This window comes from Caballeronia sp. ATUFL_F1_KS4A (genome assembly GCF_023630905.1).
In the GTDB taxonomy this organism is placed as follows: domain Bacteria; phylum Pseudomonadota; class Gammaproteobacteria; order Burkholderiales; family Burkholderiaceae; genus Caballeronia; species Caballeronia zhejiangensis.
In genome coordinates this window covers 46,298-61,975 of record NZ_JALQEB010000034.1, presented here as the reverse complement: position 1 = coordinate 61,975, position 15,678 = coordinate 46,298, and the positions used below count along the sequence as shown (strand labels likewise).

14 protein-coding genes are annotated in these 15,678 nt (G+C 61.3%); 8 read left to right on the top strand and 6 right to left on the bottom strand.

Annotation, left to right across the window (positions count from 1 at the left end; genetic code table 11):
• Positions 1-191 precede the first annotated feature (191 nt).
• On the bottom strand, positions 192-1,298 hold the full coding sequence (locus NCS03_RS20750) for an aldose epimerase family protein (protein WP_250529695.1): 1,107 nt from the start codon (positions 1,296-1,298) through the stop codon (positions 192-194).
• A 178-nt stretch (positions 1,299-1,476) separates the two neighbouring features.
• Here NCS03_RS20750 and NCS03_RS20745 point away from each other — a divergent pair, with 178 nt between their 5' ends.
• From NCS03_RS20745 to NCS03_RS20710, 8 genes are all read left to right on the top strand, one after another.
• Positions 1,477-1,662 (top strand): hypothetical protein, encoded by a 186-nt coding sequence (locus NCS03_RS20745; RefSeq protein ID WP_175980745.1) that lies wholly within the window; start codon positions 1,477-1,479, stop codon positions 1,660-1,662.
• Positions 1,663-1,892: 230 nt separating this feature from the next.
• Positions 1,893-4,502, top strand: a complete 2,610-nt coding sequence (locus NCS03_RS20740) for a PAS domain-containing hybrid sensor histidine kinase/response regulator (protein WP_175980743.1) — start codon at positions 1,893-1,895, stop codon at positions 4,500-4,502.
• 48 nt (positions 4,503-4,550) lie between these two features.
• Entirely contained in the window at positions 4,551-5,138 is a 588-nt protein-coding gene (locus NCS03_RS20735; protein WP_250503623.1) for a peroxidase-related enzyme, read from the top strand.
• A gap of 6 nt (positions 5,139-5,144) precedes the next feature.
• On the top strand, positions 5,145-6,038 hold the full coding sequence (locus tag NCS03_RS20730) for a LysR substrate-binding domain-containing protein (RefSeq protein WP_175980739.1): 894 nt from the start codon (positions 5,145-5,147) through the stop codon (positions 6,036-6,038).
• A gap of 93 nt (positions 6,039-6,131) precedes the next feature.
• Positions 6,132-6,881 (top strand): SDR family NAD(P)-dependent oxidoreductase, encoded by a 750-nt coding sequence (locus NCS03_RS20725; RefSeq protein ID WP_175980737.1) that lies wholly within the window; start codon positions 6,132-6,134, stop codon positions 6,879-6,881.
• Positions 6,882-6,936: 55 nt separating this feature from the next.
• Positions 6,937-8,265 carry an MFS transporter gene (locus tag NCS03_RS20720; protein ID WP_250436473.1) on the top strand — a complete coding sequence of 443 codons (1,329 nt, stop codon included), beginning with the start codon at positions 6,937-6,939 and terminating at the stop codon, positions 8,263-8,265.
• 24 nt (positions 8,266-8,289) lie between these two features.
• Entirely contained in the window at positions 8,290-9,132 is an 843-nt protein-coding gene (locus NCS03_RS20715; RefSeq protein ID WP_250529694.1) for a transketolase, read from the top strand.
• Positions 9,129-10,112, top strand: a complete 984-nt coding sequence (locus tag NCS03_RS20710; protein WP_008347908.1) for a transketolase family protein — start codon at positions 9,129-9,131, stop codon at positions 10,110-10,112. The genes NCS03_RS20715 and NCS03_RS20710 overlap by 4 nt, the downstream gene beginning before the upstream one ends.
• A gap of 42 nt (positions 10,113-10,154) precedes the next feature.
• Here NCS03_RS20710 and NCS03_RS20705 read toward each other — a convergent pair whose 3' ends face one another.
• The 5 genes from NCS03_RS20705 to NCS03_RS20685 form a co-directional block, all read right to left on the bottom strand.
• Entirely contained in the window at positions 10,155-10,736 is a 582-nt protein-coding gene (locus NCS03_RS20705) for a DUF2894 domain-containing protein (RefSeq protein ID WP_250436471.1), read from the bottom strand.
• Positions 10,729-11,376, bottom strand: a complete 648-nt coding sequence (locus tag NCS03_RS20700; protein WP_008347904.1) for an OmpA family protein — start codon at positions 11,374-11,376, stop codon at positions 10,729-10,731. Before NCS03_RS20700 ends, NCS03_RS20705 begins: the two co-directional genes overlap by 8 nt.
• Positions 11,373-13,619: a DUF802 domain-containing protein gene (locus NCS03_RS20695; RefSeq protein ID WP_250529693.1), complete on the bottom strand. Its 2,247-nt coding sequence runs from the start codon at positions 13,617-13,619 to the stop codon at positions 11,373-11,375. Before NCS03_RS20695 ends, NCS03_RS20700 begins: the two co-directional genes overlap by 4 nt.
• Positions 13,620-13,629: 10 nt before the next feature.
• Positions 13,630-14,316, bottom strand: a complete 687-nt coding sequence (locus NCS03_RS20690; RefSeq protein WP_175980727.1) for a DUF3348 domain-containing protein — start codon at positions 14,314-14,316, stop codon at positions 13,630-13,632.
• A 107-nt stretch (positions 14,317-14,423) separates the two neighbouring features.
• Positions 14,424-15,509: a linear amide C-N hydrolase gene (locus NCS03_RS20685; protein ID WP_008347896.1), complete on the bottom strand. Its 1,086-nt coding sequence runs from the start codon at positions 15,507-15,509 to the stop codon at positions 14,424-14,426.
• Positions 15,510-15,678 lie beyond the last annotated feature (169 nt).

Below are 15,678 nucleotides of genomic sequence, written 5' to 3'. Positions count from 1 at the left end.
CGCATGCGAAATGCAAAACAGGACAAGGCATTTCGAATGCAAAACGCAAAATTCCGTTTGCGCCGAACGAATTCCGAGGGCCAGCCTGAGAGGGAGCACTCGACGCGGGGGCCGATTCCGACCACCGCGTCGAAAAGTGCCTCTACGTGTGGCTTCGCGTCCCGGGGTGCGATTCGCACCCGACACATGCGCTAACGCACACCGATCTTCCAGACGGTGACTTCGTGATACTCGTCGCCGGGCTTGAGTTCGGTCGATGGGAACGTGGGGCGGTTCGGCGAGTCCGGGAAATGCTGGGTTTCTAGCGCGAAGCCATCCGTTTGTCGATACGCCACGCCCGACGTGCCGATCGCGCTGCCATCGAGACCGTTGCCCGTGTAGAACTGCAAGCCGGGCTGCGTCGTATAGACATCGAGCACGCGGCCGCTCGACGGATCGTAGGCGCGCGCGGAAAAGCCGGGTTCTCCAGTGCGCTGTCCGTTCTTGTTGAGCTTCCAGTTGTGGTCGTAGCCGCGCGCATAACGCATCTGCTGATTCGACGAACGCAAACGCGCGCCGATCGGCGTCAGCGCTCGCAGATCCAGCGGTGTGTTCTCGACGCTCGCCATCTCGCCGGTCGGAATCGAATCGGCGCGCGTCGGCGTATAGCTCGATCCCGCGATCATGATGAGCTGCCCTTCGACATTGCCGCTGCCCTCGCCCGCGAGGTTGAAGTAGCTATGGTTCGTGAGGTTCAGGACGGTCGGCTTGTCCGTCTTCGCACGATAGTCGATACGCACTTCGTTATCGTCGGTGAGCGTGTAGGTTACGTCGACAGTAAGCGTGCCGGGAAAGCCGTTCTCGCCATCGGGACTCACATAGCGAAGCTGCACGCCCGCGCCTTGCGCGCCCTGAAACGTCTTCACCACGGTCCAGACTTTCTCGTCGAATCCATGCGGACCGCCATGCAGTGTATTCGGTGGCTCGTTGACGGGCAGCTTGTAGTCGCGGCCATCAAGTTCGAACTTTCCATCGGCGATGCGATTCGCATAACGCCCGATCAGACCGCCGAAATGGATCTTGCCGTTGTACTTCTCATAGTCGTTGAGCGAGCCAAAGCCGAGCACGATATCCGCGCGACGCCCGCGCCGGTCCGGCACATCGAGACGCGTGACGATGCCGCCATACGTGATGCAGTTCATCGACACGCCGCGCGCATTGGACAACGTGAATTGCGTGACCGCCTGGCCTTGTTGGGTCGCGCCATAGGGCGCCGAGGCAATCGAAGCAGCGAAGCCGCGCGGCGATAACAAAATCATGCATGCGATAGCGGCAAAACGAATGAGCGTGTTTTTCGCGAACTGCATAAGAGCAATGAGAGAAGACCGTTCGATCGATACATCGGAGTGTGAATCGAGCATCGGCTGTACCCGGTACGGCGGGCACGTCGGATGCGACCTCTTCATGTCATCCGACGAACACGACAAGGAGCCGCTCATGAATCAGCAAACCGATCGACCGACGCCGCCCACCCAAACGCCAGAAGATCCGAACATGGCCGACCGCCGCTTGTCCGACGAGCAAAAGCGCACGATGAGAAATGAGCCCGAGCCGCCGAAGCGCACCGATGAAAGCAAGGAAGAAAAGCTGCCGAATCCGAAAGACGTAGGTGAGGCCGGCTGATCTTGCGTGCTTGTTATCGTCCAATGAATCAATAAGGCGACGCGCTGATTCATAAGACGAAACATTCTTTGATACGTATAAATTACATATAACCTTTCGGAGCGATGATGGCTGCATCGCCGTATCGCGATGAAGCCCATCGCTTTTGTTGTATGGTATCCCTAAGCTATCAAAGCCTTGGATGGCGTGCGCGGCGACGCTTTTCGCCGGAGTAAGGAAGCAAGGACGCCATGCACGATCCTGCTCATTTCCTGCCGTCGTTTGTGTGGCGCGCGGCACGAGACGGGGTAATCCAGTACGCCAATCCGTGGGCTTGCCGGTATCTCGGCATTCCGTTTCCCGAACTGGTCGGGCAGCATTGGAAAGCTTTTGTTCACCCCGACGACATCCCGCCGGTTCTCGAAGCACTGCGTCAGATGCGCGACGGCACGCTGCTTCGCAACGTCGATGTGCGCCTGTTACGCAACGATGCCGCGTTCCGCTGGCATACGCTCCATCTTCAGGCGCGGCGCGATGAGGAAGGGCAGATCGGCGAGACGGTCGGTGTGGCCATCGACATTCATGAGTGTCGTCACGCATGGGCAATGTATGAAGCCAGCGAGCGGCGCTTGCAGGCCGCTTTCGCGGGCGCACGCATGGGCGCGTGGGAATGGGACATGAAGACGCGCGTCGTACGCATGACCGCACAGCTCGCCGCGCTCTATTCTTTTCCGCCCGGAACCGAAGCGGTTCTTCTTTCGGAAGTGTGGGACCGCGTCGCGCCCGAACATCGCGAGCCGTTTCAGCGCAAGTTGACCGAAGCATTGCGCGATGGCGGACCATTCGAATTCGACTTCGTTCTGGAAAGCGAACAAGGACAACGCCGATGGCTGCGCATGCGCGGGCATCCCGAGTTCGACCGTCATGGCGTGCTCACGCGCGTCTATGGCGTGAGCTTCGATATCAGCACGCAACGCGCCGATGAAGATCGCCTGAGCCTTTCCGAACGACGCTATCGCGCGCTCGTCGAAACGACGGGCGCGCTCGTCTGGTCCGCCGATGCAAACGGCGAAATTCGTCCTTCTGGCGGCGAGTGGGAACAGTTCACGGGCACATCACCGGACGTGTTGTCCGGCTGGGGCTGGCTCGATTACATCCATCCCGACGATCGCGAGCGCACGCATCAGGCATGGCTCGATGCATTGCGCGACGGCGTCGCTTGCACGCTCACCTTTCGCATGTACCGTCGCGACGGCGTTTATCGCATGGTGCAGGCGCACGCCGCGCCACTCTACGACGACAAGGGTAGCTTGCAGGAATGGTTCGGCACGACGACCGACGTCACGCCGCGCTTCGAAGCGCAAGCCGCAATCGAGGCGCGCAGCTTGCGCCTCACGGTGGCGATGCAGGCCGCGAACATTCATATCGCGTCGCTGGAACTCGCGACGTGGACGTTGTCGCTCGAAACCGGCGGCGAGCGTCAGACCACCGAAACGCTCAGCTATGAGGCAGCGCTCGCACGCGTGCATCCCGATGACAGCGCCATGCTCGATCGCTATGTGCGCAGCATCGCGGCCGGTGAAGACGCCGAGGGACATTTCGAGTTTCGCGTGCGCAACATGCACGGAGAACAGTGGATGCAAGGCAGCGCCCTGCTCCAGCGCAGCAAGGACGGCGAGCCGCTGCGCATCATCGGCAGCGTGATAGACATCACCGAACGCAAGCATATGGAGCTGATGTTGCGCGAAGCGGGACGACGCAAGGATGAGTTCCTCGCGATGCTCGCGCATGAACTGCGCAATCCGCTTGCGCCGCTGCGAACGGCCATCGCGCTCCTGCAAAAGGATCAGGATGGCGACACGCATCCGCGCGATCTTATCGATCTCATGCGCCGGCAAGTGGAGCACATGACGCGCATCGTCGACGACTTGCTGGAGGTTTCGCGCATTACGCAGGGACGCATCGCCTTGCAACTCGAACCGATTCTCGTCGGCACGGCGGTATATCACGCAGTCGAAGCCATTGCGGGCATGGTCGAGTCGCGTTCGCAAAACATTCAAGTCGATGTTTCCGATGCGACGACATGGGTCTGCGGCGATCCCACGCGTCTCTCGCAGATCCTTGTCAACGTGCTGAACAATGCGAGCAAGTACACACCGGAGCAAGGCCGTATCAGCGTCAGTGTGCAGGCTGCCGACGATTCGGTGTCTATCGTCATCGCCGATACGGGCACGGGCATTTCCGCCGACCTTCTGCCGAAAGTATTCGAACTCTTCTCGCAAGGCGAGCGCACGCTCGACCGCTCGAACGGCGGCCTCGGCATCGGGCTTTCTCTCGTGAAGAAGCTCGTGGAAATGCATAAAGGCACGATCACCGTGCAAAGCCCGGGACCGGGCCTCGGCACGACGGTGACCGTGCGGCTGCCGCGTTTGCATCATCACGAAAGGCATTCCGCGCTCGCACTTTCGGAGACGAGCATGCGCGAGACGCGCACGGCGCTGCGCATTCTCGTCGTGGACGATAACCGCGATGCCGCCGATTCGCTCGCGATGCTGTGCGAGTCGGAGGAACATGTCGCGCGCGTCGCGTATTCATCGGCGGAAGCGCTGGAAGCCGCGCCGCTCTTGCAGCCCGATGTGGCGCTGCTCGATATCGGCCTGCCAGATATCGACGGCTACGAACTCGCGCGTCGTTTGCGTCGCAAGGGAGACACGACGCCTTTGCTGATCGCGATCACGGGTTATGGCCAGGCCGAAGACCGATTGCGCGCGCAATCGGCAGGCTTCGACTATCACTTCGTGAAGCCCGTGAATGTCGAGAGCCTCTTGAAGCTATTGTCGTCGCTCACAGTCACGCGTTGACGAACTCTCGCTCTACAATGGGCGTTCGATCAAGCCTTCGAGGACGTCATGACGCCAAAGCCCATCAGCCGCTATCCCGTTCCCGATCCGAAAGAATGGCCCGACGATATCCGCGCACGGATTCTCGAAGTGCAGGACAAGGCGGGGTTCGTGCCGAACGTGTTTCTCACGCTTGCGCACCGGCCCGATGAATTCCGCGCGTTCTTCGCTTATCACGATGCGCTGATGCTCAAGGAAGGCGGCCTGAGCAAGGGCGAGCGCGAGATGATCGTCGTCGCGACGAGCGCGGTGAACGATTGCCTTTATTGCGTTGTCGCGCACGGAGCGATTCTGCGCATCTATGAAAAGAACGCGCTCGTGGCGGATCAGGTGGCGGTGAATCATCGCAAGGCGGATATCACGCCGCGTCAGAAGGCGATGCTCGATTTTGCGCTTAAGGTATGCCGCGCATCGGGCACGGTGGATGATGCCGATTTCGCGGCATTGCACGCGCATGACTTCAGCGATGAAGATATCTGGGATATCGCCGCGATCACCGCATTTTTCGGGTTATCGAATCGCATGGCGAATGTCATTTCAATGCGGCCCAACGACGAGTTCTTTTTGATGGGGCGCGTGCCGAAGGAGCCGAAGTAAGCTTCCATGCGCCTTCCTCCGCTCAAATCCATCATCGCGTTCGAGAGCGTCGCGCGCACGAAGAGCGTCAACCGCGCAGCCGACGAACTCGGCCTCACGCCTTCGGCCGTCAGTCATCAACTGGCGAATCTGGAGAGCATCGTCGGTCGGCCGTTGTTCACGCGGTTCGGCCGCGGTCTCGTCCTCACGCCGACCGGCACGCAATATCTTGCCGACGTCACCGGCGCGCTCGCCGAATTGAATCGCGCGACGGAACGCGCATCGAGCGAAACATCCGTCGAGATACTGCGCATTCATTCGAGTCCGAGCTTCGGCCTGATGTGGCTATTGCCGCGTCTCGCCGCGTTTCAGGAAGCCAATGGCGATATTCAAATGAACCTCGCGTGTTCGTATGAAGACGTGTCGTTCACATCGGGTTACTACGATATCGCCGTGCGTCATGGCTATGCTCATTGGACCGATGTCGAAGTGAAGACGCTGCGGCATGAAAGCATTGCGCCGCTCGCTTCGCGCGCCTATCTCGAACGCTTTCCAGTCGCTACGCCCGATGATCTGCTCGACCGTCGTCTGATTCTCTCCGAATCGCCGCTCGTTCAATGGCAGCAGTGGTTCGGCAAGTTCGGCGTCGCGGTGAAGCGCAAGGCATTCGACTTTTCATTCGACCGCTCGTACATGTCGCTCGAAGCGGCCGCGCTCGGTCACGGCATCGCGCTCGAAAGCACGATGCTCGCGTCCGGGCATCTGGAACGCGGTTCGCTCGTGCCTGTATTCGGCAAGGAATACGCGGTCGAAGTCGGCGCGCATCATCTCGTTTACCCGAGTCAAAATGCCGGATTGCCGCGCGTCGCAAAGTTTCTGGCGTGGATGGATCAGCAAATCGAGCGTCGCGGCGATACCTGAAAATTTCTCAGCAATAGTTGAGCCAAACTGCGTTGATCGTCAGGTCGAAGGCGGGGAAACTGCGCCTACACCAGACAACCAACGGAGACAACGATGTTGCTCGAGAACCAGGTAGTGATCGTCACGGGCGCGGCTTCGGCGCGCGGTATCGGCAAGGCAACGGCGAAGGCGCTTGCGGCGCAAGGCGCGCGCATCGTCGTGCTGGATCTGAAGGAAGCAGACGCGCAAAGCGCCGCGAACGATCTGGGCGATGGCCATCTCGGTCTCGCTTGCGACGTCACCGATAAGAACGCATGCATCGCGGCCGCCAATGCGACCATCGATAAATACGGACGCATCGACACGCTCATCAACAACGCGGGCATCACGCAGCCGATCAAGACGCTGGAGATAGGCGCGGATAACTTCGATGCCGTCATCGACGTGAATCTGCGCGGCACGCTGTATATGTCGCAAGCCGTGATTCCGCAGATGAAAAAGCAGAAGAGCGGCAGCATCGTATGCATGTCGTCGGTGTCGGCGCAACGTGGCGGCGGCATCTTCGGCGGGCCGCATTACAGCGCGGCGAAGGCCGGCGTGCTGGGCCTCGCGAAGGCAATGGCGCGTGAATTCGGCGCCGACGGCATTCGCGTGAATTCGATCACGCCGGGCCTCATTCAAACCGACATCACCGGTGACAAGCTCACGCCCGAAATGCGCGCGGACATCATCAAGGGCATTCCGCTCGCGCGTCTCGGCGATGCAGCGGATATCGCCAACGCGTGCCTGTATCTCGCGAGCGATCTTTCTTCCTATCTCACTGGCGTCACACTCGATGTCAACGGCGGCATGCTGATTCATTGATTGCACGTACGGGCGCACCTGGAAACCAGGGCGCCGAACATGGATGGAGACACACATGAAACCAAAGTTATCCGCGGCGGCGGTAAGCGCTGAGTTCACATCGTCCGACGATGCCGCCAGCTTCGAAGCAAAGACCTATGCCAAGGTCGGACGCCGCCTGATTCCCTTTCTGATGCTGTGCTATCTCGGCGCGTATCTGGATCGCGTGAACGTCGGCTTCGCCAAGCTGCAGATGCTCAACGATCTGCGCTTCTCCGAAACCATCTACGGCATCGGCGCGGGCATCTTCTTTCTCGGCTACTTCCTGTTCGAAGTGCCCAGTAACGTCATCCTTCATAAAGTGGGCGCGCGCAACTGGCTCGCACGCATCATGCTGACGTGGGCCGTGATATCCGCGAGCTTCGTGTTCGTGAAGTCACCGACAGTCTTCTATGTCCTGCGATTTTTGCTGGGCGTCGCAGAAGCGGGTTTCGCGCCCGGCGTCATTCTCTATCTGACGTACTGGTTTCCCGCCGCGCGCCGCGCCAAAGCGCTCTCGCTGTTCTTCATGGCGATTCCGCTCGCAGGCATCGTCGGCGGACCGCTCTCGGGCTACATCATGCATGCGTTCCAGGGCGTGCAGGGGCTCGCCGGATGGAAGTGGCTCTTCATGCTCGAAGCGCTGCCTTCGCTCTTCCTGGGTGTCGCGATCCTGTTCTACCTCGACAACGGCATCGCCGGCGCGAAGTGGCTCAGCGACGAAGAGAAAGCATTGCTTCGGCGCAATGTCGAGAAGGACAACGCGCAGACGGTGAAGCACGTATCGATCCGCGCATTCATCGGCGATCGTCGTCTTTGGCTGATGGCCGCGATCTACTTCTGCGTCGTGATGGGTCAATACGGACTCACGTTCTGGCTGCCGACCATCGTGCGCCGCACCGGCGTAGCGGACCCGCTGTGGGTCGGCATTCTCACCGCGATTCCGTATCTCTGCGCCATCGTCGCGCTGCCGCTGATCGGTGCAAGTGCCGACAAGCGTCGCGAACGCCGCCTGCATCTCGCGATTCCGATGCTCGTGTCCGCAGCCGGCTTCGCCACCTTGCCGATGCTCGGCAGCGTGGGCGCATCGATCGTCTGCGTGAGCATCGCGGCAGCAGGCATCCTCGCGTCATCGTCGCAATTCTGGTCCTTGCCTACGGCCGTGCTGGGCGGCATGTCGGCGGCGGCGGGCATTGCCGCGGTCAACTGCTTCGCCAATCTCGCGGGCTTCTTCTCGCCTGCCATCGTCGGATGGCTCAACGACTTCACCGGCAAATCGACCGCGGGCCTGATCTTCATTTCCATAGCCATCGTGATCGGCGCGGCGCTCGTGTTCTTCGTGCCCGCGAAAACGGTCAATCGCTAATTTTATTAATCAAGGAGACAACGCATGAATGCTCCCGTTATCGAAGAGGTGACGCTCGCCGAGCGCGCCTATCGTATCCGCCGCAACGCCCTTCTGATGGGCGAAGTGCAAGGTCAAGGTTATATCGGCCAGGCGCTCGATATCGCCGATGTGCTGGCCGTCGCCTACTTCGGCGCGATGAACTACCGCCCCGACGATCCCGAATGGGAAGGCCGCGACCGCTTCCTTCTGTCGAACGGTCACTATGCAATTGCGCTGTATGCCGCGCTCTTCGAAGCAGGCATCCTGCCGCAAGAGGAACTCGAAACGTATGGCAGCGACGATAGCCGTCTGCCGATGTCCGGCATGGCAAGCTACACGCCCGGCATGGAAATGTCCGGCGGGTCGCTCGGGCAAGGTCTCACGATCGCTGTGGGCCGCTGCCTCGGTCTGAAGCGCAAGGGCTCGAAGTCTTTCGTGTACACGCTCTTCTCCGATGGCGAGCTCGATGAAGGCTCGATCTGGGAAGGTCTGATGGCGGCGGCGCACTGGAAGCTCGACAATCTCATCGCAATGGTCGATGTGAACAATCAGCAGGCGGATGGCCCGTCGACGCAGATCATGTCGTTCGAGCCGCTCGTCGACAAGCTCGAAGCATTCGGCTGGTACGTGCAGCGCGTGAACGGCAACGACATCGATGCGGTGAAGAACGCTTTCGACAACGCGCGCAATCTTGAGGACGCGAAGCCGCGCATCATCGTATGCGATACGCAGATGGGCCGTGGCGTGCCCTTTCTCGAACAACGCGAGAAAAACCACTTCATCCGCGTCGATGCCCATGAATGGCAACTGGCGCTGCAAGCACTCGAAGCAGGGAGACAAGCATGAGCACTCGTTTGAAGACATCCGCGATGATCGCGTCGATCGCAAGCGAAGGACAGGTCACGCGTTCGGCCCCCTTCGGCCATGCGCTCGTGGAAGAAGCGCGCACGAAGACGAATATCATCGGCATGACGGCCGATCTCGGCAAGTACACGGACCTGCATATCTTCGCGAAGGCATTCCCCGAGCGTTACTACCAGATGGGTATGGCCGAGCAGTTGCTGATGGGCGCGGCTGCGGGCTTCGCACACGAAGGCGCGCAGCCGTTCGTCACGACGTACGCGGTATTCGCGACGCGCCGTGCGTATGACTTCATCCATCAAACGATTGCGGAAGACAATCTCGATGTAAAGATCGTCGCCGCGCTGCCGGGACTCACGACGGGTTACGGCCCGAGCCATCAAGCCGCGGAGGACCTCGCACTGATGCGCGCGATGCCGAACATGACCGTGATCGATCCGTGCGATGCGCTCGATATCGAACAGATGGTGCCCGCGATCGCCGCGCACAAAGGTCCGGTGTATGCGCGTCTCTTGCGCGGCAACGTGCCCGCCGTGCTCGACGAATACGACTATCGCTTTGAACTCGGCAAGGCGAAGCTGCTGCGCGATGGCCGGGACGTGCTCATCATTTCGTCGGGCATTCTGACGATGCGCGCGCTCGAAACCGCGAAGGCATTGCAAGCCGATAACGTCGATGTCGCCGTGCTGCATGTGCCGACGATCAAGCCGCTCGACACGGAGACGATCGTCCGCGAAGCGAAGCGCTCGGGACGTCTCGTCGTGGTGGCGGAAAACCATACGGTGATCGGCGGGCTCGGCGAAGCGGTGGCAACCGCACTGCTGACGGCGGGGGTCGCGCCGGCTTATCGTCAGATCGCATTGCCCGATGCGTTCCTCGATGCAGGCGCGTTGCCTACGCTGCACGATCGCTACGGCATTTCGACGAACGTGATGTCGAGCACGATCAAAGGCTGGCTCGCGTAACAGACTGCACGCCGCGCGATCGATGAATCGCGCGGCGCTTCATCACTTCTTCTTGCGTCCGCCCTTCTTCGCACCCGACGCTTCTTTCGCGACGGTCACAGTCGGCCCGTTTAACTCTTCCATCCACGAAAGCGCATCGACGTAGGCAAGAAATTGCTGGAGATAACCCGGCGATACTTCGCGCATCAGCGACAACGAACGATGCACGAGACTGCTCGAATTGAGCGGTCCTGCGTTTCGGGGCACCTGTGCGAGCGAATCGCGCAACTGCTTTTCCGCACTGACTTTCGACCATACCGCGCGAAAGTAATCGAGCAACTCCGCATGAGATGTTCCATGCATCGAAGATGCTTTGGCGATGTCAGCGATCAGCGTTGCCAGCGGACCGCGCACATCGGCATCGCTTATCGGTGCATCCGAAGATGCAGCACGTTCCATATCGCTTCGATACGCATCGAGCAATTGCGCGACACGTTCATCGAGCAGGCGACGCGCCTCGCCTTCATACGCGGCCGCGCGCTTGTCCAGCGCATCGATCAGATGGAAGCGCACGGGATTCGCGCGATCGTCGCCATTCGCGCGCCATGCTTCGAGTATCGCGCGTGCAGAGGCCACGTTACTCATGCGCCTTCACCGCGCCATCCGACGAGCGCGGCACAGCTGAAATCTCCACGCGTCGATTCTTCGCGCGCCCGCTTTCATCGGCATTGGAACTCACCGGCTGTTCCGAGCCGAACGCCGCCGCGAACACCGACGACGAAGGCACGCCCGCATCGATCAACGCGCGCATGACCGTCAGTGCGCGTTTCGCTGAAAGCTCCCAGTTGTCCGCGAATCGGCGGTTGCCTTCGTGGACTTGCTGATCGTCGGCGAAACCGCTCACCATGAGAATCTCTTCATGCGCACGCAGATACGTCGAAAGCGGCGCTGCGAGACTCTTCAGCACATCGCGGCCCTGCGGCTGCAATTGATCGGAATTGAGCGCGAAAAGCACGCTGCCGCTGATGCCGATGCGACCGTTCACGAGCGTCACGCGTCCCGATGCGAGCGGTCCCGCGAGCGCCTGTTCCAGCGTCTTGCGGCGCTGCGTCTCTTCCTGACGATGCTTCACCTCTTCGTCGAGCTTGTTCTCCAGCTGCAACTGCACGCCGATCACGCCGACGAGTATCAGCACGAACGCGCCCAGCAGCACCGACATCAGATCGGCGAACGCGGCCCAGATCGGCGCGGCGTGTTCCGCGCCGCCGTCGATTTCCTCGTTCATGCCGCGCGCGCTCCGGCCACGCGTTGCCCGGCGATATGCTGCAAGTCCTCGACGATCTGCTTCTGCGACATCATGCTCAGATCGATCACTTCCTTCGCCTGCGCAACGTAATACGCGAGCTGTTCATCGCTGCGCGCAAGCGATTTGTCGAGCGCGCTTTCGATGCGTTCGAGATGCGCGACGAGCTTGTCGTTCGATTCGCCGAAAGACTGCACGGCCGCGCCGAACGCATCCGAGAGGCTCGCCATTTCGACGGCGCTCGTCGTCACTTGCGCGGCCATCGAAACGAGTTTGCCGGCCTCGGCTTCGACCGTGCCGGTGAACTGCGCGCCGACGCGTTCGAGCAGCGTCGCCGATGTGTCGACGAGCGCATCGATCGCGGCGCGTTGCTCGTTCGATGCGAGGTTCACCGCGCCGAGCAATGTCTCGACGGTGGCGAGCAAGCGGCTGCGTTCATCGAGCATCGCGGTATCGCGGACCATCGAATCGGACAGCTTCTGACGCATTTCGGCGACGACTTCGGCGGCTGCCTTCGGTGCTTCCGATGCAGCCTGCACGAGCCGCTCGATCTCCGCGATGGTCGCGCTCGCGTGTGTCTGCGATTGCGCGGACATGTCGCGCGCGGTCTGCGCGAGGGCATCGCAGATGTCCTTCTGACGATTCGCCGCGACGTCGCTCGTTTGCTGCCATTGCTCGCGCAACGAGCCGGTCATCCAGTCGAGCGCGCTGCTCCATGCGGCGAGGCGCTCTTCCCCGCTTTGCGCGAGTTCGGCGCGTAAATCCGCATGCGAACGATCGACCGATTGCACGAGCGCCGCTGCATGTTGCTCGAAGCTGGCCGCCGCGGTCGTCAACGCGTTCTGGTTCTGCGCGGCTGCCTGCTCGCTCGCGCGCGCGTGCTGTGCGAGCGCATCGGTCCACGCTTGCGACATGTTTCCCGTCGCGGTTTCGAGGCGCGCGGACACATCGTCGATCAAGCCGGACGAACGCGTATCGAAAGTCTGTGCGAAGCGTTCCAGCGATGCATCCATGCGTGCGACGAGCGCATCGCGCGATTGCTCGTGCTTCGCAACCGACGACGCCAGCGCGCCCGACACGCGATCCATTTGCGCGGACACGCCGTCGACGAGATGCGTCGAACGTTGCTCGAATGCTTGCGCGAAGCGATCGAGCGACGCGCTCATCTCGCCGACGAGCGTTGCGTTCGACTGCGCGTGCTTCGCGAGCGATGCGTTCCAGATGTCCGCGACCTTCGCCGACGATGCCTCGAAGCCGCTCGACAAGCCTTCCAGTTGACGCGCCACCGCCTGCTCGACATTGCCGTGCAACGCGGTGACTTCGCGCGCGATGCCGTCCATCGTCGCCTGCATGACGGGCTGCAACGCGGCGCTCGCGGCGCGCGCGCTATCGGCAACGCTTTGCTTCAACGACAGTTCGACCGATGTTGCGAGCCGCCGATACGACGTCTCCGCTTTCGCATGAAACGCATCCTGACTCGCGATCTGACGCTCGCTCGCGGCGAGGCTTTGCTGTTCGATTGCGATCGTCATCGACTGAAGACGATCGACGAGCTTCGGCATCAGTTCGGTCTGAAGCTGCAGCAGCTTGAACGTTTCGTCGCGTTGATGCGCCTGCGTGAAGACGCGAAGTGTCGTCGCGATCTTCACGTCGAGTTGCTGCGTGACATGAAGACGCTCGCGACGGCACAGCGCCGACAGCAGGCCGAGCATCGCGGATGTCGCGACACCCGCGATCGACGTGCCGAACGCGAAGCCCAGCCCAGTCACGGGCGCGGAAAGCGATGCGCGGATCGCCGTCAGATCGGATGCGCTTTGCAGCGCCGTGCCGGTGCCGCGCAAGGTCGCGACCATGCCGAGCAGCGTACCGAGCATGCCGAGCAACACGAGCAGACCGACGAGATACGGCGCGAGCACCGGACCGGGCAACGGCGCGCGCTCGCCTTCGACACGCAGACGCACCGCATTGCGCAGGCTCGGATCGAGGCTGTCGAGCCACACGGCGAGGCTGCGCGGCGCGGTCGAGAGTTGTGCGACGGCCTGTTCGAGCGAGCCGGTGATCTGTTGATAGCGGCGCAATTCCGCCGCGCCCGCGAGATAGCATGCGGCGATCACGAGCGTGACGGCGAACGCGATCGCATTCGACGTGACGTATGCAATGCCGATGCCGAGCACCGCGGCGAGGCCAATCGAAAATACAGCGATGTTCAAAAGATTTCGGGGCATAGCGAGCCAGTTAGCGGGGCCGAAGAGCCGCGAGCAAGCCTTCGATCGGTTGAAAACGAACATCCAGTTCGGCGAGCAGCACGCTCTGCAGATCCTTGCGAAACACGTCGAGCCATGCATTCGGCGCCGATGTCTCGACAGCGGCTTGAGCGCGCTTCAGACGCTCGAAATGCTTGCCGAGCAGCGCGGGCACGTTGCCGAGCAGACTGCGTTCGCGCGCGCTCAACGCCTGTTCCATCACGGCATCGACGACGGCCAGACGCGCCATGTCCGGCGATTTCGTCGCGAGCGTCGATCGCAGACGCGTGCGCAGCGCACCGATGTCGGATTCCATCGCTTGCTGCAAGGACACATAGCGCTGACGAAAGTCCGCGTAGTCGATGGGCGCATCGTCGGACGACGGCTTCACCGGCGCACGATTCCTGCGGCGCACGGCCGCTTCCTCGCGTGCGAATGCGCCTGCGAGCGAGTTGCGCACGCGCGCGCACTCTTCTTCCACCTCGCGCGCAACGGATCGCGCGCCCGACGCGGCGGGCGGATCGGATGCGAGCGCAGTGGACAGCGCAATCGCATCGGTCCAGCCGAGCCATTGGCTCAGGCGGTCCGCGAGCGATTGAGCGGGTTCGTGAACGTCGAGATCGGCAAAATGTGCCAGCAGGCGAACGAGCGCCGGGCCGCTGAATGCCGTGCGCTTCATGCCTTGCACAGGATCACCGGGGGCAAAAGGACACTATTTTACCTGCGCGGGCGAAATCGATGCCCCGTTTCGTGCGGAGCCGCGACAACGTCGAGGCAAATGCTGGCTCATGGCGCCTTCGCGGGCATGAACGCGAAAGGCTGCGTCGCGACGAAGCTGCCCGCCGTCTCGCCGGAGAAGACCTGTCCCGAATCGATCGTCAGCTTCATCACCGGCGCGCCTGGATTCAGGTTGAGCTTCTTGAGCGACACCCAGAACGTATCGGGCCGCGTCGCTGAATCGAAGTAATAGATCAGGTTCTGCTGATCCGAGACCGTGCGCCATATCGTCGACGACAGATTCGGCTGCTCCGGCGTGCTGATGCCGAGCGGCACGCTCACCGAACGCATGAGACTCATCACGCTCGCGACGGCCTGGAACGCGTACGACTGCTGCGGCACGCCCGCCATGTAATTCGCATCGGCCTGCTTCGGAATCGCATCGAGCAGAAACGACGCGCGCACGAAGCGGTCCGCCGCGCGATTCGTGCCCGGCAAGAAGCCCATGCCGCCGACGCTTCTCCAGTAAGTATCGATAGCAAGCTGTTCATCGTAGATCGGCGAGTTGGTCATCACCTTGTACTTCTTGCCTTGATGAATGATGAGCTTGCCGTTGATGTACTCGAAGATCGCAGAGTCGCCGCGCGCATCGGAAAGAGAAAGATGGATCGTCAGCGGCTTGCCGTTGGGCAGGGGCGGCGCGATGATCTGGAACGGTTCGCGCGACATCACATACACGGCTTGCCCGACGGTCGCGAAGTTATCGAGCGCATATTGCGCCCACAGACTGATAGACATCGGATCGCGCTTCGGGTCGGGCTTGCCGTAATCGGTCTCCGCGAGATAGAGCGCATTGGCGACGAGCCCGCGCTCGTTCATGCCGTCCACCGTGCCAATTTCATAACCCGACACCACCACGCTGCCGTACTTCGATTTCCATTTGATCGAGCGCGGCCCCGCGTTGCCATCGCGTTCGATGCCCGCGGGCATCACCCAGAGATTGGAACGCATGTCCTCGGACCAGTCCATCGAACGGCCGGTGATGACGAGGCCTTTGTCGCCGACATAGAGCGTGCGCGTGCAGGCAAGCGCGAGCGACGTGGAGAGCAATGCCAGCGCGAAGAGGAAAGCGAACGTTCGAATCAGACGGGTCATGGCCGTGTTCCCTTTTCGTTGGTTCGTGAAGCCGCCTTCAGAAATATTGGATTCGCCCTGCTTTGTAAAGCGCACCGGTGGCAACAAGGGCGTCGTCTTTATGATTACCCGATGGTGACAATTACCTGAAGACATTCGATCGGCGCATGGGCTAAGGATTTATTTCCGA